The organism is Klebsiella sp. X1-16S-Nf21, assembly GCF_002837615.1.
In the GTDB taxonomy this organism is placed as follows: Bacteria; Pseudomonadota; Gammaproteobacteria; order Enterobacterales; family Enterobacteriaceae; genus Klebsiella; species Klebsiella variicola.
The window spans coordinates 1-19,118 of record NZ_PJDK01000045.1; the positions used below are offsets into that span (position 1 = coordinate 1).

General features: G+C 46.7%; 16 protein-coding genes and 4 pseudogenes. 7 read left to right on the plus strand and 13 right to left on the minus strand.

The genetic code is table 11. The features are described 5' to 3' along the window. Window positions 1–105: 105 nt before the first annotated feature. The 3 genes and pseudogenes from hxsB to CW267_RS19295 all read right to left on the minus strand — a co-directional run. Window positions 106–1,297: pseudogene (hxsB, locus tag CW267_RS19285) on the minus strand (His-Xaa-Ser system radical SAM maturase HxsB); the annotation flags it as partial. Beyond that, window positions 1,297–1,575, minus strand: coding sequence for a His-Xaa-Ser system protein HxsD (gene hxsD / locus CW267_RS19290; RefSeq protein WP_413773658.1), 279 nt, complete (start codon window positions 1,573–1,575; stop codon window positions 1,297–1,299). The pseudogene hxsB and the gene hxsD, both read right to left, overlap by 1 nt. A 236-nt stretch (window positions 1,576–1,811) precedes the next feature. Beyond that, window positions 1,812–2,807: an IS110 family transposase gene (locus CW267_RS19295; protein ID WP_100781601.1), complete on the minus strand. Its 996-nt coding sequence runs from the start codon at window positions 2,805–2,807 to the stop codon at window positions 1,812–1,814. A 570-nt stretch (window positions 2,808–3,377) separates the two neighbouring features. Here CW267_RS19295 and CW267_RS19300 point away from each other — a divergent pair. Then, window positions 3,378–3,704 (plus strand): hypothetical protein, encoded by a 327-nt coding sequence (locus CW267_RS19300; RefSeq protein WP_032420979.1) that lies wholly within the window; start codon window positions 3,378–3,380, stop codon window positions 3,702–3,704. Further along, window positions 3,694–4,287: a Fic/DOC family protein gene (locus CW267_RS19305; RefSeq protein WP_100781602.1), complete on the plus strand. Its 594-nt coding sequence runs from the start codon at window positions 3,694–3,696 to the stop codon at window positions 4,285–4,287. Before CW267_RS19300 ends, CW267_RS19305 begins: the two co-directional genes overlap by 11 nt. Before the next feature lie 283 nt (window positions 4,288–4,570). Here CW267_RS19305 and CW267_RS19310 read toward each other — a convergent pair whose 3' ends face one another. Continuing rightward, window positions 4,571–5,794, minus strand: coding sequence for an IS91 family transposase (locus CW267_RS19310; protein WP_100781603.1), 1,224 nt, complete (start codon window positions 5,792–5,794; stop codon window positions 4,571–4,573). Window positions 5,795–5,970: 176 nt separating this feature from the next. On the opposite strand from CW267_RS19310, the gene CW267_RS19315 reads away from it, so the two are divergent. Then, window positions 5,971–6,861, plus strand: a complete 891-nt coding sequence (locus CW267_RS19315; protein WP_100781604.1) for an FRG domain-containing protein — start codon at window positions 5,971–5,973, stop codon at window positions 6,859–6,861. 268 nt (window positions 6,862–7,129) lie between these two features. Further along, the gene (locus CW267_RS19320; RefSeq protein WP_100781605.1) at window positions 7,130–8,077 is read left to right on the plus strand and encodes a bacteriophage abortive infection AbiH family protein; all 948 of its coding nucleotides are present in this window, start codon (window positions 7,130–7,132) and stop codon (window positions 8,075–8,077) included. A gap of 127 nt (window positions 8,078–8,204) precedes the next feature. On the opposite strand, the gene CW267_RS19325 is transcribed toward CW267_RS19320, so the two are convergent. The 3 genes and pseudogenes from CW267_RS19325 to CW267_RS31600 all read right to left on the minus strand — a co-directional run. Beyond that, window positions 8,205–8,504, minus strand: a complete 300-nt coding sequence (locus tag CW267_RS19325) for a putative quinol monooxygenase (RefSeq protein ID WP_100781606.1) — start codon at window positions 8,502–8,504, stop codon at window positions 8,205–8,207. 189 nt (window positions 8,505–8,693) lie between these two features. Then, entirely contained in the window at window positions 8,694–9,647 is a 954-nt protein-coding gene (locus tag CW267_RS19330; protein WP_100781607.1) for a hypothetical protein, read from the minus strand. A 270-nt stretch (window positions 9,648–9,917) separates the two neighbouring features. Beyond that, window positions 9,918–10,462, minus strand: a pseudogene (locus tag CW267_RS31600) (transposase); the annotation flags it as partial. Window positions 10,463–10,554: 92 nt separating this feature from the next. Between CW267_RS31600 and CW267_RS19340 the strand changes: the two are divergent. From CW267_RS19340 to CW267_RS19350, 3 genes and pseudogenes are all read left to right on the plus strand, one after another. After that, window positions 10,555–11,357 (plus strand): annotated as a pseudogene (locus tag CW267_RS19340) (transposase); the annotation flags it as partial. Then, entirely contained in the window at window positions 11,357–12,055 is a 699-nt protein-coding gene (locus CW267_RS19345; RefSeq protein WP_100781608.1) for a ThiF family adenylyltransferase, read from the plus strand. The pseudogene CW267_RS19340 and the gene CW267_RS19345, both read left to right, overlap by 1 nt. Further along, window positions 12,042–12,503, plus strand: a complete 462-nt coding sequence (locus CW267_RS19350; protein WP_100781609.1) for a Mov34/MPN/PAD-1 family protein — start codon at window positions 12,042–12,044, stop codon at window positions 12,501–12,503. The genes CW267_RS19345 and CW267_RS19350 overlap by 14 nt, the downstream gene beginning before the upstream one ends. 126 nt (window positions 12,504–12,629) lie before the next feature. Here the strand turns inward: CW267_RS19350 and CW267_RS31715 are convergent. The 6 genes and pseudogenes from CW267_RS31715 to CW267_RS19380 all read right to left on the minus strand — a co-directional run. Continuing rightward, window positions 12,630–12,778 (minus strand): annotated as a pseudogene (locus CW267_RS31715) (ISNCY family transposase); the annotation flags it as partial. A gap of 221 nt (window positions 12,779–12,999) precedes the next feature. Further along, entirely contained in the window at window positions 13,000–13,644 is a 645-nt protein-coding gene (locus CW267_RS19360) for an ABC-type transport auxiliary lipoprotein family protein (RefSeq protein WP_100781610.1), read from the minus strand. Then, window positions 13,644–14,582 (minus strand): MlaD family protein, encoded by a 939-nt coding sequence (locus CW267_RS19365; protein WP_100781611.1) that lies wholly within the window; start codon window positions 14,580–14,582, stop codon window positions 13,644–13,646. Before CW267_RS19365 ends, CW267_RS19360 begins: the two co-directional genes overlap by 1 nt. Before the next feature lie 4 nt (window positions 14,583–14,586). Beyond that, a complete protein-coding gene (locus CW267_RS19370) occupies window positions 14,587–15,387 on the minus strand; it encodes an ABC transporter ATP-binding protein (protein ID WP_040107888.1) in 801 nt (266 codons plus the stop codon). Next, the gene (locus tag CW267_RS19375; protein ID WP_040107889.1) at window positions 15,381–16,526 is read right to left on the minus strand and encodes an MlaE family ABC transporter permease; all 1,146 of its coding nucleotides are present in this window, start codon (window positions 16,524–16,526) and stop codon (window positions 15,381–15,383) included. Before CW267_RS19375 ends, CW267_RS19370 begins: the two co-directional genes overlap by 7 nt. A 795-nt stretch (window positions 16,527–17,321) precedes the next feature. Next, a complete protein-coding gene (locus CW267_RS19380) occupies window positions 17,322–19,118 on the minus strand; it encodes a glycoside hydrolase family 13 protein (protein WP_100781612.1) in 1,797 nt (598 codons plus the stop codon).

Consider the following 19,118-nt stretch of genomic DNA (forward strand, 5'->3'; position numbering starts at 1 on the left):
TCGAACATTACAACGAATGGCATCCGCATAGTGCACTGGGATATCGTTCACCACGGGAATATCTGCGGCGACGAACCAGTAATGGGTTAAGTGATAAAAAGTGTATGGAAACATAGGGGCCAATCCAGAACTCAATACTGCGTTATAGTAAGGACTCTTGGAAAATGATAGCGTCTTAACCTCACCCGCACTGAACTCCGTTTCAGGATTCACCTTCTGCAACATACGGCTCTCATCACTACCATATACTCGACCGTCATAATTGAAAAGAATACTGTTAAGCACGACCCCACATGGCGACTTCAAATCCGCATAACCACTAAAACCGGGATTGAAGATCCTTTTCAGATGAATGGAGGCCGAATGTTCAACAATCCTTATCCCTTCATTGTTGATCTTAAGGATTTCATCTATCAACGAGGCATAGAAACTTAAGTATTCGTCCATAGAAAAGGTGAACGATGCTTTTTGTGCAAACCCATAGGGACTAACAGGTCGGATAAACATGTCCTTGAGGCCAAGAGACAAGTGAGCCTGGACAATCGATTCAGGATGCCTGATAAGATCTTTAGTAACTGTAGTAACCGTTGCAACGCGACCAGCGCCTAAAGACCGTTTGATAGCCTCTACTCCTGATACTGTTCTACTGTAAGCAAGCCCATGACCAAGAATTCGATTACTGTTGTGAACAACCTCCTCACCATCAAGCGAAACAGAGAACGTTATGTTCCTGCCTCTCGACCATTCAAGCATATCCTCATTCAAGACAGACAGGCTTGATGCTATCACCATCTCAAAATCGGAGCTTCCCAGCGTTTCAGTACATTGCTCATAGATAGACTGAATTAAATCGAACCGCAAGAGTGGCTCTCCACCCTGTATCTCTATCTTGTAAGGTGGTATCGATAGTTTTTTGATAGTCGAAATGATATGAGGGATGAAGATCGGGATCTAGATCATAACCAGAGGCGTTCACTGAAGCTCTACTGACCTGACAATACTTGCAGGTATGGTCGTAACGCAATGTGGGCACAATCATGAAAATTGGCCTGATCGCCAGTTCATTCATCAATCTTTTTGCAAAAGCAGAACTTAAAGCATAGGGAGCAATAGCTGATGAGCTTTCGTTGGTTATGAACAGCTTGCTTTCTAGTGCGTTTGATTGCTCCGCACTGATTTGCTCATCAGAAAGATCAAGCAGCTCTTGCTCATTAATGAAGTGATGAAAGCCTGCGAGGTTGCTTATAAAAACCCGTCCATTAGGCAATCTGTCAAAATTGAATGGCATCAATTCCATTACGAAAGCCTTTCATCTACGCTACGAAGCACTTTATGGACAATAGAATCTCTCAACGCCCCTGTTTTATGCTGTAGCTTTTCTCGCAAAGCGTAATCATTCAGCAGTCTCTCGAATTCATAGAGGCATTCGGGACTATCGTTTTCAAAAGAGATCGTCCAAGAGGACAACTCCTCAAGGAGTTTCCATCGAGTAAGTGGAGTCATCCAGTATAGGCTATTGCGTATAACCCACACACAATAAAGTTCTTTTTCAAACGTCCTTTCGCACATTGCCATCACCTTTCAATGCAAATAATCACGCCCAGCAACTGCTTCAAAGCAGATTTTTCCTATGGAAACAATGATACAACATATCTATCGGTATGTTACAGGTGACTAGCGTGCCGTTGATCAATACATCGCAACGTTCGTAATGCCATCACCAATTGTGAACTTCTGCTTCTCGCTCATAACGGACTGCGCTCACTTATTGCAGTGAGCGTTACCTTGTGTTTAATGCCAGCCTGGTATAATCAGGTTGACAGTACCGGTTTCAGGTCTTCGTCATTAAAAACGGTTCCGGTCTTCAGGACGCCATAACACCAGTGCACCAGTTTCCGCATTAGCGCGCCAATGGCCACCATTTTAGGTTTACCCCGCAGGCACATCTCATCGTAAATATTACGCATTCGCTTATTGTAGATTTTTCCGCACAGGGCGGACATGTAAAGCTTCGCTCTCAACTGAGGGGGGCCGATTTTCGACATCCGCAGCCGGCTCCGGACCGATGTGCCTGAGCGTTTCTCGATCGGCACCACGCCCAGAAAGGCGGCAGCCTGCTCAGCCGATACAAAGTTATGGCTGCGAAGCACGACCAGCATATGCATCCCCAGTTGGGGACCAACCGATTTAATTGAGGTCAGCAGTGTATAATCACGCCTCAGTGCAGGGCTGGCTTTGATATGTGCTTTTATCTGCCGCTCGATATTACTTACCTCCTCGCGCAGAAGCTGCGCCATACGCCTGCAGGAACTGATAATATCTGCAGGTGTGTCTGTCGACAGGTATTTTTCCAGCCTGTTCTCCTCACGCAGGGCATCACCCAGCAGAACATCCCGCCGTCGCAGGAGTGCACCGAGATATCTGATTTCGGGTGCCGGCGGCTCCCAGCAGTGTGGCTTCTTAAGGAATGCGTAACAGGCCAGCATATACGCATCCACATTAACCGTTTTTGTCATGATTCCCATGCCACGCGCAAACTCCCGACTACGGTGAGGGTTGGCCAGAGAAACCCGGAAACCGGCATCATGTAACTCAGTGGCCAGCCGTTCGTGATAAACACCGGTAGCTTCCATTACAACATGAACATCTTCCGGACCGCAGTGCTGGAGCCTGAGCCAGCGAAGAATATTTTCAACTGAATGTCTGTTATTCTGGATGTTACGGGTTTTTATGCGTCCTTTGATACCGTCATAAAGCATGCAAAGATCCAGGGTGTTTTTACTTACGTCAATGCCGACTGGAAACATGGTCAAACTCCTCTCACATAAACCGTCACGCCTGTTCGCCTTGTACATACGGAGTCGAGTTCCCGGTAACCGTTCAACCTGATGTGCTGGCGTGAAAGGTGAAGCGGAGGGCCATGTGCTGCAAATCAAGGTTCAGCGGTGCCGACTTTTCTGACCTTAAGGGAAGGGGGCGGCTCACTCTGCTTCAGTGGTGGTAGCTAATCACCACAAACTGTTAGATACAAGTGAAGGGGGTCGGTGAGGCAGAACCTGTCAAAACAGCAGCCGGCTACGCCGGGCGACGGCGCCATTTGCCTGTGGTATTCCATTCAACTTCAGCTGGCGCCTTTATGCCGCTGAAGCGGCATTCACGAGGCTCTCACTGCTGTTAGACTTCAGAGTCTAACAATCTTCGAGACTTTACAACTTGTGCAGAGGAAACCGAAGCAAGGTAGGCAATTGAAATTATTGAGAATCCAGAAGATAAATGAAGCATAAGTAAATGGATTTAATGTAAAAATCTATTTACATAAAAAAGAGGATAGATGGTATAATTGTCAATAAGATGCATTATAATTCAGGAGGGTGTAAATGATTATACTTAGCGAGATTGAAACGTTAGAGCAATTGAAAAAGAAAGGACCATTTAATAAAGTAAAAGCAAGTATAAACGAGATTATCCCCATTAAAGCTAGAGGTTGGGATCATTTGTGGGCAAAGATATTAGAATTGCGTATCTATGCTAAATGCAATGACATATTCCGCACTGCAAACTTACTTAGAATAAAAGACATATCGCTCATTAAAAAATACTTATGGCTAGTCACGGCAACCAGAAGAAAATATAATCTGTACATCAGTTCTAAATACGAAGGAATTGATTATTTCAAATCTGGAGAGGTATGCCATGAAATATAATGGAACTGACAAGTACTGTTATAAAGAATACCATGGTGTACTGATAAATCATTTTAATATTAAAGATGATGAATTATTGGATAGAAGAATAATATCAGAGCAGATGTTAGTCATTGATGAAATAAAGATATTTCGCCCATATGGTTTAAACACATTATGCAAAATACATAGAAAAATGTTCTTATGTGCTTTCAGTTGGGCTGGTGAAATCAGGGATATTGACATTAGTAAAGGTGAAGCTAGATTTTGTAGTAACCCATACATAGAAAGGGAGGGTGAAAAAATATTCAATAGGATCAATAAGTTAGATGAAAAAATCCTATCAAAGGGGATAGATAACATCACTAAAAATGAAAAGGAAGAATACATTAACGTGTTAGGGGAAATAATCACTGACTTAAATTTTCTTCACCCTTTTCGCGAAGGTAATGGCCGCACCTTACGCTTATTTATAGAATTATTTTTGTATAACTTGGGAATTAATCTTAGCTGGCCCTCATCCCCAGAGAGATGGATGAAAGCTAGTATTGATGATGATATGAAAGAATTTACCTCTCTCATATTAGAAAATATATCAATATAATACGATTTTCTAGCCAATGTTAAAATGTCGGTCCATAATCGGGATAGCGCTCCCGTATTATATTCAGTGCCTATTTGACTGGTATTCAGCTGCGCTGTCCGGATTACAGCTCTGTCAGCATCAGTTTCAAAAATCCCACTCGATGGTTAGGAAACTCAATCGGCTCTTATTGGGTTTCCTAACCATGAACTGTGGCAAGGAAGAACCCCATATAGTGCGGGCTGTCGCAGAGTAATGCGGAAAAATGCCAGTTTTGCTCTGTTTTTAAGCTAAACCCCATTTTTCAGGCGCATTTATCCAGAAAAGGGGTCTGAAGCCATCGTTTTTTAGCCATGCGCTGCAGCCTGTCTGAGAGCATTTTTGTGGCGTGCTCGCCCGCCATGGCGCCGGCAAAACACAGTCGGCCCTTGCACAGGATGCACTGATACGGGTCGGTACCCAGGAACGCTTTCATCAGCACCGCAAACCCCGGCTTCTGCGGTTTCTCGCGTGGCGTCATTTCCAGGGCTTCATAGACTTTCGGCAGCAACTTGCCACGTTTTCGGTTGGCCTGGAAGCCGTAGTAGCGCACCATTTTAAAATGCCTGGCCGGGATATGGCTGACGTAGCGCCACAGCATCTCTTCCTGAGTTAGTTTCTGGCGTTTGTGCTGCTGCGTGTTGTGGTCATAGTACTGATGAACGACCGAGCCGCTACGGTAATGGCGAAGCTGCGACGCCGCCACCGGCGGGCGTTTCAGGTAGCGGCCGAGGTATTTGATGCTGCGCCAGGCACCGCGAGTCTTTTTGGCGAAGTGGACCTTCCAGTGGCGCTGATATTGCGTCTGCAGGTAGCGCTTCCACTGTTTCTCATCGCGAATATGGCCGAGATTGGGCAGCTTACCGGGATTGACGCGATCGTAGCTGGCACGCAGCAGACGGATGACCGCGCCGCGCCAGATGGCTTCAACCTGCTGCTTTTTGAAGAACAGATCGTGCCAGATGCCGTGCCTGGTATCGAGACCGCCGCGGGTAATTGAGACGTGGATGTGCGGATGCTTACTGAGCTGGCGGCCGTAAGTGTGCAGGGCGCAGAAGATGCCGACCTCGATGCCCAACTTGCGCGCGTGCCTGAGCATGGCACGGGTGGCGCAGCGAAACAGGTCGTTGAGCAGCGGCAAGTTGTTGTTGAAGAAAGGCCACAGCAGGTGAGGCATGGTGAAGGTGATGTGCTGCCAGTCGCAGTCGGGCAGAATGTGCTGCTGTTCGGCGATCCATTGCTCGGTGCCCTTGAGGCCGCAGCTGCTGCAGGCTTTGAATTTGCAAGTCTGGCAGAGAAAGCGTGAGTGAGTACAGTCAGGCGAACTACAGCAATAGCGTCGTACCCCCATGGCGCAGGTTCCGCAGGCCAGCATGCGCTCGACGGAGAGTTTGGTCCAGTCGGTGAGCTGATGGCCATTCTTCTCGAGGAAGCGTTCCCAGCCCTCGTCGTGCTGGAACAGAACCTTTGCAGGTCGCGGTATGTACATGATGCACAGTATAAAATGCGTCGATGAAGGTGGAAAGGACTTCGGCTGCGCAGCAGACGAGCTCACGCCGTAGGCGTGCTACCGTTCGTAAATAATTTAGTCAGTCATTCAATCATCGCACGTTTCTTGCACCACTTAGTTTGTATTAGAATAGTCATACTATTGAGGAGATGATCATGTTTAAGTATGCCGTAAACTCGCTAGCAGATTATGTTTCAACAGTTACAGAAATAGTAAATGAAGTCGATGACATATGGTTTAGAGGACATGCTTGCGCTTCATATAGATTAGTACCCTCGGTATTACGTGATACCGTTCCCTTAACTGATGCCAGAGGTAATAGGGTCGAAAATGGTCAGGTGATACTTTCAGAGGGCGGTCATGTAACAGGTCTTAGTCCCGAAAATATGTTTTATGAATTTAAGTCTCGAGCGGTTCCTTTTTTGAATCGAGAGCCCTCAAATAATTTTGAGTGGATGTTCTTGATGCAGCACTATGGTGTACCAACCAGGCTGTTAGACTGGACGACAAACGCCTTAGTTGCGTTATTTTTTGCTATCGAATCAAATCCTACCTCTGACGAAGAGAGGCATTACAACGAATCGCCCTCGCAAAATTTTATGGAAAGCGATGAGTTTTGCTCGGAAGGAGCTGCTGTTTTTGCCATAAGCCCATCAAAATTGAATTATTTAACAGTCTCAAACCGATCAAAAATTTATATTTGTGAAGAAGCTGATAAATGGAGTCATTACTTCGACCCAATGAATAAAGAAGGTAGTTGTAATTTTCTTCCAATTGCAGTTCAATCAAGTCATATTGATACGAGAATAAGATCACAATCGGGCCACTTCACATTACATGGTTCAAATATATGGGCATTAGACTATTACGATGAGCTTCGTAAAATTATACATAAAATATTTATACCATATGAAGTGTTCCCCCAAATGCTTAAAGATTTGCAAGCTCTAGGTATAACGGAGTCATTTATATATCCGGGGCTAGAATCATTGTCGCGAGATATCAAAAGAAGCGAAGTTTTTAAATTTAACGGCGAAAAGCTTTAGCATTTCATTACAATCTGCTAGCCGCTGAACATGGAGTTAATGGCGGCTTATCGCTTATAAGTGACAACCATACTCAAATCTCCCACATTGCAGGCTATTTGAGTATGAACACATCACCGTGGAACAAATGACCTGCTCCCCGTTGATTAATACACCGCGATTTTTTCAGTTCAAGTTGATTTAGGGATAAGGTATGAATAATTCTCATGTTGATAACATCATACGTTTTACATGGTGGGCTCTATTGATATAAAGTAAGGTATTATCAATGCTTGCAATTCATATAAACACTAAGTTAAGCATACTGAGAACAACAACCAAAATCTTAAAGGGGAAAATTTTGACATTATACATAATAGGGAATGGTTTCGATTTATATCATGGTATGAAAACAGGTTATAACGATTTCAAGAAATATGTAATGAGAGAAGACCGTGACGTATACAATGCTGTAGATGTATTTGCTCCTGCCGGAGACGAATGGAATGAACTAGAATCATCTTTAGGTGATATAGATTTCTACAACATAATTGAAGAGTGTGAGGTATATTTAACTTCTTACGGAGCAGATGGTTTTAAAGCCAGAGATCACCATAATTATGAATTTGAAATCGAAAGAATAACAAAAAGCCTGACAACCGAATTACTGGAACAGTTTTGTAACTGGGTTAGCAAGATTGAAGTTCCCAAAGATGGACGATACAAAAAATTTAAAAGTCTTGGTAATGAAGCAATCTTTCTTACCTTCAATTACACAAGCACTTTAGAACGACTTTACTCAATAAATGAATCTAATATCAAACATATACATGGATCAATTGATGATGGCAGTGAAATCATTTTAGGTCATGGTTGGGTGCGTACTAAAACTGTTAACCCCGCCCCAGGGGTTGACCAGGATACTCGGGAGAGAGGAGGTTATGATCTATTAGATGAAATGTTTGATTCGAACTTTAAAAACTGCTCAGAAATAATAAATGAAGAGAGTGTTTTTTTTGATTCATTAAATTCAATCACTCAGATAGTAATAATCGGACATTCTCTTTCTGATGTTGACGCTAAGTATTTCAAAGAAATATTGAAACACACTCCCCAAAGTGCAATCTGGCGATACGCGCTACGTAACATCAATCAGGATCAAGAAAAAACAGATTTACTTGTTAATTTAGGAGTCAGTAGAGAGAACATTAAAAATGTGCTAATAAATTCTCTATAAGAGCCATGATATGAATTTCGGGATACATATCGAGGAGCACTTTGATTCAAAAGCTTGAATGCCCGCTCCTCGCTCACAGCGGACCTTAAGCTCTTTTAGTTTGTCCTTCCTGTGTCAGAAATGGGCTTTATCTCTCAAGATCCACCAAACTATCCATTAGGATGTACTGCGCAGCTTTACGCGCATATTGGTCAATCAAAGGTACTAGCCGAGTGAAATGCTCGCTGGCGCAGTGCGCATCAAGTACCTTATGATCAGGCCACTCTTCAATGAAAATAAAATGCCCCGGATCCTTTTCATCCCGGTACAAATCATAGGCAATACAAAGAGGCTCTCGCTTCGTTGCCGCGATGAGCTCGCGGTATAAAGGTAGAACGGTGTCGACGCACTCGGTTTTGATAAAATCTTCGGCAATGACCTTTAGCATGTGAACTCCTTCATTAAAAATGGCCAGGGCTTTTGAGGGATTGTGCCAGTCTGAATAGCTATTTCAAACAAAAGGTCCGTTTCTCGCTCACGGCGGACATTGTGACCTTGCTTTCTGTCCGCCCCGTGTCAGAAGCGGACAAGCTAACAACAAAAAAGACTAATTAACAACTATCTAACCACAACAAATCTAGCTGAGATAGGTCTGCCAATCTTCATATTTAGCATTTATTATTTTTGTATTAATCCCTAAGTATTCATATGCAGGGATTAACTTCTTCAACAATTTTTGGTCTCGACTTACGAAGTAATCGCAATAAACTCCATATATTGAATGGGTGTTATCGTGCAGGCTGGACATAGAAACCTCACTTGAGGCATAACCTAATTCAATCATAGTAAGTATTACAGCATCAACAACTGCTTCAGATATGTCAAAACCTTCAGATGAAAATTTAGTTTTATTCCTGTTGTTTAATATTTTCTCTGCCTTGTTAATAAAATACGCACTCTGCATATAACGTATTTCGTGTGCTTTTTCATCGATGATTTTCTTCACTTGAGCAGTGCAAGGCTGTATCTTTATATTGGATTTAATGAGCTGGTTGATTGCTGCACGATGTATTAGTTTCGATGTTAAATTTTGCAAAAGCAAAGCTTTAGCAGATGGGTCTGTTTCTAAAACGTTAATGATATTTGCATGACCTAATTTGCTTTTAAGATCTTGTTCAACTTCATCAGCCTTATCAACAGAGTGTTGCTGAGATGACTCTGCTACTTCATTGGATTCATAATTATCGTACACTCTTTTAAAGCATGCCGTAGGATGCTCTAAGACAACGTAAGGGCCTTCTCTCCCACAAAAAGAATGCATTATTTTAAAATCATTAGAGTAAGGAACTATCTCTCGATTGCGAGTAACTTTTGATAATATGCTAATGCGTAGATCTTTCTCTTCAGTAGTGATATGATTTGAAATATTGGGGCTGCAATAAGAGTTGCATATTTCTTCGCAATGAGCAGGGGAGTAAATTATCTCAACTCTATCTCTGTCTATTTTTTTTAGGACACTCTCCAATGAAGTATCAAACCTTTCGAACCGTATGTCGAACCATATATTCTGATCAAGATAAATTCTTTTCATGCGGCAATCCCTTTTAAATAAAAACCACAGTGGTTAAGTGGCTATTGTATTAAACACTATACAGAAAAATTGTGAACTTAAAAACATCAGTTTACACTTTCCATCCTTATTAAGAGGCCTACTCATAGGTGGATTTTACCCGATATTCCCAGACGTCTTTTCTCTCTTACCGGAGCGTGGCCACTCAATAATGACATTATATTGCCCTGATAGACTGCGCTCACATATTGCAGTGAGCGTTACTTTGAGTTTAATGCCAGCCTGGTACAGTCAGGTTGACAGTACTTGTTTCAGGCTTTCGTCATTAAAAACGGTTCCGGTCTTCAGGACGCCATAACACCAGTGCACCAGTTTCCGCATCAGCGCGCCAATCGCCACCATTTTAGGTTTACCCCGCAGGCACATCTCATCGTAAATATTACGCATTCGGTTATTATAGATTTTTCCGGACAGGGCGGACATGTAAAGCTTCGCTCTCAACTGAGGGGGCCGATTTTCGACATCCGCGGTCGGCTCCGGACCGATGTGCCTGAGCGTTTCTCGATCGGCACCACGCCCAGAAAGGCGGCAGCCTGCTCTGCTGATGTAAAGTTATGGCTGCGAAGCACGACCAGCATATGCATCCCCTGCTGGGGACCAACCGATTTAATTGAGGTCAGCAGTGTATAATCACGCCTCAGTGCAGGGCAGGCTTTGATATGTGCTTTAATCTGCCGCTCGATATTACTTACCTCCTCGCGCATCAGCTGCGCCATACGCCTGCAGGAACTGATAATATCTGCAGGTGTGTCTGTCGACAGGTATTTTTCCAGCCTGTGATGTAGCCCCCTGAAACACCAGACGGTAGCTGTATCTCCAGATAAGAGATAGGCTTGAATATATGTCTAACACTAACGCCAATTTTGAGATGACCGGGATCCTGTTAGGGCAAGAAGCCCGTAAACGTAAAACTCCTCAGGAGAAGATCGCCATTATCAAGCAGACGATGGAGCCGGGCATGAATGTCTCCCATGTCGCCCGCCTGCATGGTATCCAGCCCAGCCTGCTGTTTAGGTGGAAGAGGCAATATCAGGAAGGCAGCCTCACCGCCGTTGCGGCCGGAGAGGAAGTCGTTCCTGCTTCTGAGCTAACTGCTGCTCTGAAGCAGGTCCGGGAACTTCAGCGCCTTCTGGGCAAGAAGACGATGAAAGTTGAGATCCAGAAAGAAGCCGTGGAGTACGGCCAGTCGCGAAAATGGATAGCGCACGCGCCCTTGTTGCCAAAGGACGGGGAATAGCCCTGGTCAGCCGCACCATGAGCGTGTCGCGTGCGAAGCTGTCACTGCGGATTAACCGTTCTGCCGACTGGCAGGACAAGCGCTGTAACCGGCGTAATGACGAAGCAGACGAAGAAATACTGTCGGCTATCCTCGACATCATCAGCGATATGCCGAGTTATGGTTATCGACGCGTGTGGGGCATCCTGCGCAAGCAACGTCGCACAGAGGGACAGCCACCTGTGAACGCCAAACGGCTTTACAGGATAATGAGCGAGCATAACCTGTTGTTGTTGCATGACAAACCAGAGCGACCGAAGCGTGAACATAAGGGCAAGATAGCGGTGGCAGAAAGCGATATGCGCTGGTGTTCAGATGGCTTCGAGTTCGGCTGCGACAACGGCGAAAAACTGCGGGTAACGTTCGCGCTGGACTGCTGCGACCGTGAGGCCATATAGGCGGCTATCTTGCAGGGTTATTACTCCGTGCTGGCGCAGGCTGTGGTGATAAAACATTTCATCTCTTTGATCATGATGAATTTCAACCCATTAACTTCGGCCGGCATGTCCTCGCGACAACAGACATTGGCCGTAACAAAGCTGAAGCTTTGGTTTTCACGCTAAACTCATCCACCCATCTTGCTAATAATATTAAAGCATTTACTTCGCGGTTTGCTATCAACGCGGAGCAGCTCAAACGCTATGATATTGTCATTGATGCAACCGGCAGGCCTCCAGTGTCAGCTCGTCTTGCTTCGGTAGTACGGACACTTAAATTAACAGAGCGCCCTGTCTTAATTCATGGTTTTAACGATGGCAATGGACGAGCTTCCAAGGTCATTATTGATGATGGAAGCTGTTGCTATGGGTGTCTTTTTGCCAACGAAGCCTTCTATAAGGGGGGAATAGATCTGCGCTTCAATCATATCAGTATGTCCGCGGAAAGACATATCAGTTGTGGCAGCACTTTTACGCCCTATGATGCAGCGGTTAGTATCATTACTGCAGGGATAATGCAGGAAGCGGCTCTCTCTGTACTTGAAAAGAACGCTCGCTGGACCTATAGCGAACATATGCTCGAGGGAGGCCGGACCCAAAAGCAAAAACTTTTAGCAGCTCATCCCCGGTGTGGAATATGCCATGGCAACTTGTGAACTGACATTTCGGGATGACAACGATGAACTTGTTGTCATCACAGCCAAAGTGATGAGTCAGCTTCTTTCCTTTCGTCAGCTATCGCCAGAAAGTCATGAGGCTGCGGGTGTTCTTATTGGTGAACGCCGGGGTATACATCTGGTGATACATGACCTTTCTGTACCCGGTAAGGGGGATAAGAGGACGCGGTTTTCTGTAGATCGATGTGGCCCTCACCATCAGGAGGCGGTTGATGCTGCCTTTTACCGTTCAAAAGGTACTTTGCAATATCTGGGGGAGTGGCATACACACCCGGAAGATTACCCTCACCCCTCATTTCGCGATAAAAGAAGCTGGCAATCAAATCTGACCGCACCAGCTACTATAGTGCTGATTATAGTAGGTAAAAAGTCGTTGTGGGCTGCAAAAAAGACTGAAAAAGCCATACTCCCTCTTACTGAGGCGTAGAGAATACGCTCTTCCCTCTATGCTATTACCATCCAACCTGCCGAAGTCAAAGCGGCCCATGTCGCTATAGCGCTCAAGCGAAGGGGGACAGTGTCTGTCAGAGAGCTCCAGCCGACGGGCTGCAAGACGAGTAGTGGCTTTGGCCAGACACAGCCCATGAACCTCAGCGAGCTTCTCACAGCCTAAAGTTGGACCAAAACAGCGTAGCGTTCGCGGATAATACGCAGTGCACGTTCAGCGAGACCCGGCATCAATTGCCGGTTGCCAGGCTGGCCGCGAGGTGCGTAGTGAGGGCCGGTCGATAACATCCTGAAGGATCCTGAGTTGGCTCACATCGTTCATTGAGAAAAACTCCGTTCCGTATGTCTTCATGAGTCTCATCCTTTGAATGCAGTGATCGCAGTGGTGAGCCTGTAGCGCGGACATGTCTATTTGGTCAGAGACGGACATCTCAATTTAGCTGCTACAAACCTGGTGCGCTTAATGCGGTTTATGTTCAAGGTGACCTCATCGCGCTGGAGTTTCCCAGCCAGCGAAGTATATCTGCGGCAAGCCTGTCGCTGGCCAGGCCAAAGGCCTCGACGACCTCGTTCATGGAACTACCGCTTATGGGCTGATGAATCACGAAACGCTGGCTGGCTATCACGCGACGGTCGGATGTTTGCACCAGACGCGCGTCAAACTGAATCAGCACTTCGCCTTTTTTACCGCGATAGACCCCCTGGAATGAGGATAAATCCCCCCCGAGTTCAAAATCGGCCTGCAAATTATCTTCATCACTACTGACAGAAATGAAACGGCCATCCGTGCGCAATTCCTGTGTCAAACGATTACGAAACAATACAGGCACCGAATCACTCCAGCGCGACCCGCTGTAGACTGTTATCTCTGCACCCTGAGGCTGAACCGCAATACGTGAACTGTTGATAAACTGGCTGGTACTGGGCTGCATAACACGCAGCGATCGGTTTATGGTTGGACCGCTGGCAGGCACTCCCGGCTGGGCGGGCAATAACCAAACCTGTGAAACAGGTCTTTGCGGCAATACCGTGCATGCGGCCAGCGGCAGACATACCAGCACAATCAGCAGCCTTAGCTTCTTGCGAGGTAAACAGGAAAACCCAAGAGTAAAAACGGCCATTATGGTGTAAACTCCTTCATACGTTCCGGCCCCCTTAAAAGGGCCGCTGGGTTTGCTTCCAGGCTGTTGATCGCTCCGCGTAAAGTGGCCAGGGTTTTGCGTAACTCAGCTAAGGCTGGCCCCAGTTCGTTAAATCCCTGAATGCCGTTGTTAAGTGAATGCTGATTATCGATGACAATCTGATTCAACAGACTGGTCGTCTTTTGCAACAGTGCCAGCGTATTGGCCGCATTATTAACCAAATCTTTCCCCTTACCGTCCAGCAGCAAGTTTGCATTGCGAATCAGACGGTTGGTTTGCGCCAGCGTCTCGTTACTTTGTTTCGTCACTACCGCCAGTTGCTGCAGGATGGTACTGATATCTTCACGCTGATCGGCCACTGTACCAGTAATTTTTTCCAGGTTGTCTAACGTGTTGACTATTCGCTGCTGATTTTCCGTAGTGAGTATCTGATTTAAGCGTAACAGGACCTCATTAACGTTGGTCATTACATCTTCGCCATTAGTAAGCAACTGGTTCAGCGGAGAAGGGGTTGCAATGATCACAGGGATCCTATCATTTACTCCCTCCAGCACCGGGCTGGTTTCACTTCCACCGCTAAGCTGAATAATTGATGTCCCGGTAATACCTGCCATAGCCAGCCGTGCCTGGGTATCCTGGCGAACAGGCGTAGAGGCCTCAACTCTGATCCGGGCCCAAACTTTACCGGGGTTCTCCCTGTCCAGGCGAAGCTGAATCACCTCACCAACCCGGATCCCGCTGAAATTAACCGTACTTCCCTGGGAAAGGCCGCTCACCGCCTCGCTAAATACGATGTCGTACGTGTGGAACTGGCGATCTCTGTCAGCTTTGCTCAGCCACAGGCTAAACAATAGCACTGCAGTGAAAATGATGAGAGTGAACAATCCAATGAGAACATGGTGAGCGCGAGTTTCCATTTTTTTATTGCCCCTCTTGTAACGTCGCCTGGGTCTGCTGTGCTGCTCGCCCGCGTGGGCCGTGGAAATATTCCTGAATCCAGGGATCTGGCGTTGCGGCCACCACGTCCAGTGAATCCACGACTAAAACTTTTTTTTGCGAAAGCACTGCTACCCTGTCGCAAATTGTATAAAGGGTATCCAGATCGTGTGTAACTAAGAATACAGTTAACCCAAGCGCATTGCGCAGCGTGGCAATGAGGTTATCAAACGCGGCGGCACCTATAGGGTCGAGACCAGCGGTTGGCTCATCAAGGAACAGGATTTCCGGATCCAAAGCCAGCGCTCTGGCCAGTGCAGCGCGTTTCACCATGCCACCTGAAAGTGACGAGGGATATTTATCTCCGGCGCTGCCGGGCAAACCAGCCAGTGCGAGTTTAACCTGCGCCAGCTGCTCGGCGTCGCGGCGAGGAAGCCCAGCAAACTCAATTAGCGGCAGAGCCACGTTCTCCGTGACTGTCAGCGAGCTGAACAATGCCCCTCGCTGAAACAGGACGCCAAAACGCCTTTCTAGCACGGAGCGGCGCACGCCACTGAGTTCGGTGATATTTTCACCAAATACCTCAATTCGTCCGTCCGTCGGGTGACGAAGACCGACGATGCTACGCAGGAGCACTGACTTTCCGGTACCCGACCCGCCCACTACACCCAGTATTTCGCCACGACACACATCGAGGTCGAGATCGACGTGTACACACTGCGGACCGAAGCAGTTACGCAGTTTACGAATGCGAATTATGGCGTCCTGACTCATGTCTTTTACCATCCCATCTCCATGAAAAACAGTGCCGCAACCGCATCCAGCAGGATCACTACGAATATTGAATGTACAACGCTTGCGGTGGTATGTTCTCCCACCGATTCAGCACTTCCGCTGACCTTAAATCCTTCGAGACAACCGATGATGGCAATCAGGAAAGCAAACACCGGAGCTTTAATCATTCCCACCCAAAAATGCTCAAAGCCGACGTTGTTCTGCATTATGGTTAAAAACATTGTTGGGGATATATCCAGTGTTAAAGCACATACAACAATACCACCCAAAATCCCGCAGATCATACCGATGAAGGTCATCATTGGCAGCGCCACAAGCAGCGCCAGCACGCGTGGAAGCACCAGCAGTTCAACCGGATTTAGCCCCATTGTCTGGATAGCATCAATTTCTTCATTAGCCTTCATCAGGCCAATCTGTGCAGTGAAGGCACTGGCAGTTCGCCCGGCCATCAGTATTGCCGCCAGCAGCACGGCAAATTCGCGCAGGAATGAAAACGCCACCAGTTGAACGGTAAATATACTGGCGCCGAAAGTGGACAGTACCGTTGATCCCAGGAATGCAATTACCGCGCCGACCATAAAGGTCAGCAACGCAATGATAGGCACGGCATTCAGGCCAATTTGCTGCAGATTAGCGACCAGAGAAGTCACCCGCCAGTGAGCAGGACGCAACAGGGTGGCAAAAAGTACCTCCATCGTCAGCCCGATAAACCCGATGAGGGCAACAAGATTCTGCCAGAAGCTTTCTACCGACTTACCGATGTTCGCCAATAGCTCGGTCACGATCCCCGGCTGATGCTGCGCAGGAGGGGTGACGTAATTCTGTAGTGCCGATCTGACTGTTTGCAGCAGGACACGACGCTCTAAGGGAAGCGTTGGTGCAATACGTTCGAGCTCAAGCACATTTTTTTCACCAATAAGCTTAACCAGCAGCGTGGCGCCCGCGGTATCAAGTGTCCCTAACTGGCTCAGATCGAAAATGGCGTTCGAAAGGAGTTGAGGCTGTAACGCGCTGACGGCAGGCTCCAGATAAGCATAATGCGCTAGCACCCAGTCACCGGAGGCAGCGATACGGGGAGGATTTACCGTTTGATCAATGTTGAGCAGTCTAGCGAGCGTCTGTTCAGTCATCATGAGGGCCTGTAATTACTCAATCTGTTCACGTGGCCTGAAGGCAAACCACTAAAAGATGTCATTACCTCAAAACATGTTGCCAGGTTGCAACACTGAACCCGCAGCATCCTTTTGAAAGTCGATATCATAATAGGCGCCAGTAGTACGCCTAATGCCTGGTAATCAGGGCGCCTTTAGAGAATTTTATCAGTAAAAACAGATGCCTGACCGTAAAATCAATTACACTAGGTAATGAATATTTACACTTCGCATAGTACGGTAAGCATAGCAGCAACGCGTAGTGTTGCTGCGCCAGCGTTGAACCGTTTCAACTTTCCAGGTGATCGATATCACACCTTTTTTTGGCCTGGCTCATATACACGACCACTACCATTTCTCCTGATGGCTGAAGCCGCCCGGAAATGGATGAGGCCGGATGTGATCAGTAAAGTGGCAAAAGAGATCGCCAGATGCTGCGCTTATTTCCCGGCCCTAAAGGGCGAGGCTTCAGGCGCATCAACGGCAATGTGAAGAATCAGGAATCGGAGCTCATCTCGCCTGTTGGTTGATGAGATGACGGTGGCTGGTTCATGTTCTTTAACGCTAATTTATACATACCCCCCATCTTTCAGGGGGATGCTAACTGGGCGCTGTTGCTCGGGGCTGCCTGAGAAGGCTTCTGACCTGACAATGCCTGCCATGAGACAGGCACTTACGAAGTCACAGGAGAGCACAACTATCGCTGAGCACAGCAGTGCTAAAGACCTGGAAAACTCTATTGTCTGGGGAACTTGTCATCAATCCCCCAGGTGATTACCGCAGCTTATACACACCTGCCTGCCAGGGGCTCAATGACAGGGATGTGCTGTGCGGCGCAGCCGCCTGCTGCTGAGTATCAATGACCACTTCCTCGATGGCATCATTAGCCGGGAGAGTATAGCGGACCGGGTACTCCTTAAAGTTCACCACGACCAGATAACGCTCGTTACCCAGCGTTCGGGTATAGGCATAAACGGTATTGTCCTGTGGATTAAGATCCTGATAGGCGCCATATACCAGAGCAGGGATATGGTGGCGTAGCTGAATCATTTTTTTATAGTAATTCAGCACTGAATCTTCGCGGGTTTCTTCGCGTTCGGCGTTGATCTCCACATAGTTTGGGTTGATGTGAAACCACGGCTTTACGCGAGTAAAACCAGCATTCAGGGTGTCATTCCACTGGAAAGGTGTTCTGCTGTTATCGCGGCTCGTCAGGCGCACATTATCGAGAAACTCTGTGGCCGTGACTTTTCCACTCTGGACATAATCCTGCCAGAAACCTTTGACCTCGATGTCGTCAAATTCGTTGAGTTGCCTGAAGGGATAATTAGTCATTCCCAGCTCTGAACCCTGATAAATAAACGGCGTCGCCCGCTGAGTGAGGGTAATCGTCGCCAGTGCCTTAGCCGACGCCTCCCGCCATTGCGGCCTGTCATCCCCGAAGTGAGATACCGCACGGGGGTTGTCATGGTTATCTAAGAAGAACGTGTTCCAGCCATACTTTCCGACCGTGACATCCATTTTGCTGATGATCTGGCGGAACTGAGAGAGCGACCACGACTTGTGACGCCAGCGTTCATTGCTGTCGCGATCGAGACGAATGAGGTCAAACATAAACGCCATATTCAGCTCATGTCGGCGGCGATCAAAAAACTGCGACGAACGATCCAGCGGGACGCCAAAAATTTCACCCGCGGTGGCCACATCATACCGGGACAGAACTTTCCGGTTCATTTCCTGAATGTATCGATGAATATTAGGCCCCATGGTGTATTGTTCAGCAAAATTTTTCTGTTGTTCAGGTGTCAGATTGGGAAATCCCGGGATTTTGGAATAAGTTGCCACCGTATCAAATCGCATGCCTGAAACGCCTTTATCCAGCCAGAAGCGGAGCATTGCGTAAAGATCCTCACGTACTTTCGGGTTATCCCAGTTGAGATCAGGTTGCTGTCTGGCAAAATAGTGTAAATAGTACTGTCCTGACTTTGCATCTTTTTGCCATGCCGAGCCGCCGAAAAATGAGGGGTAATTATTAGGTGGCTGATTATCTTTTCCGTCACGCCAGAAATAATAGTCACGATAAGGGTTGTTTTTATCGCTTTTACTCTGAATAAACCACGGGTGTTGATCACTGGTATGGTTAATGACCACGTCGATCATTAAGCGCATATTTCGTTTTTTCATTTCGGCAACAAGGTTATCAAAATCCTCCATTGTGCCATACTCTTTCATTATCTGACGATAATTACTGATGTCATAGCCGTTATCTGTGTTCGGAGAGTCATAATGGGGATTTATCCAGATAGCGTCAATACCGAGCGATTTCAGATAGTCCAGCTTTTCAATGATACCGCGAATATCGCCAATGCCATCATCATTGGTGTCTTTAAATGAGCGAGGATAGATCTGATAAAAAACAGCTTCTTTCCACCATGCAGGATATTCACTTTCCTTTTGAACGAGAATATCCTGATTCACGGATGGTGCGGCACTGACAGCCGGGTAGGCCAGGCTTATCATCAAAGATGACAGCGCGACAGCCACCCCGGTACGTAGTGTAATAAAAGACAT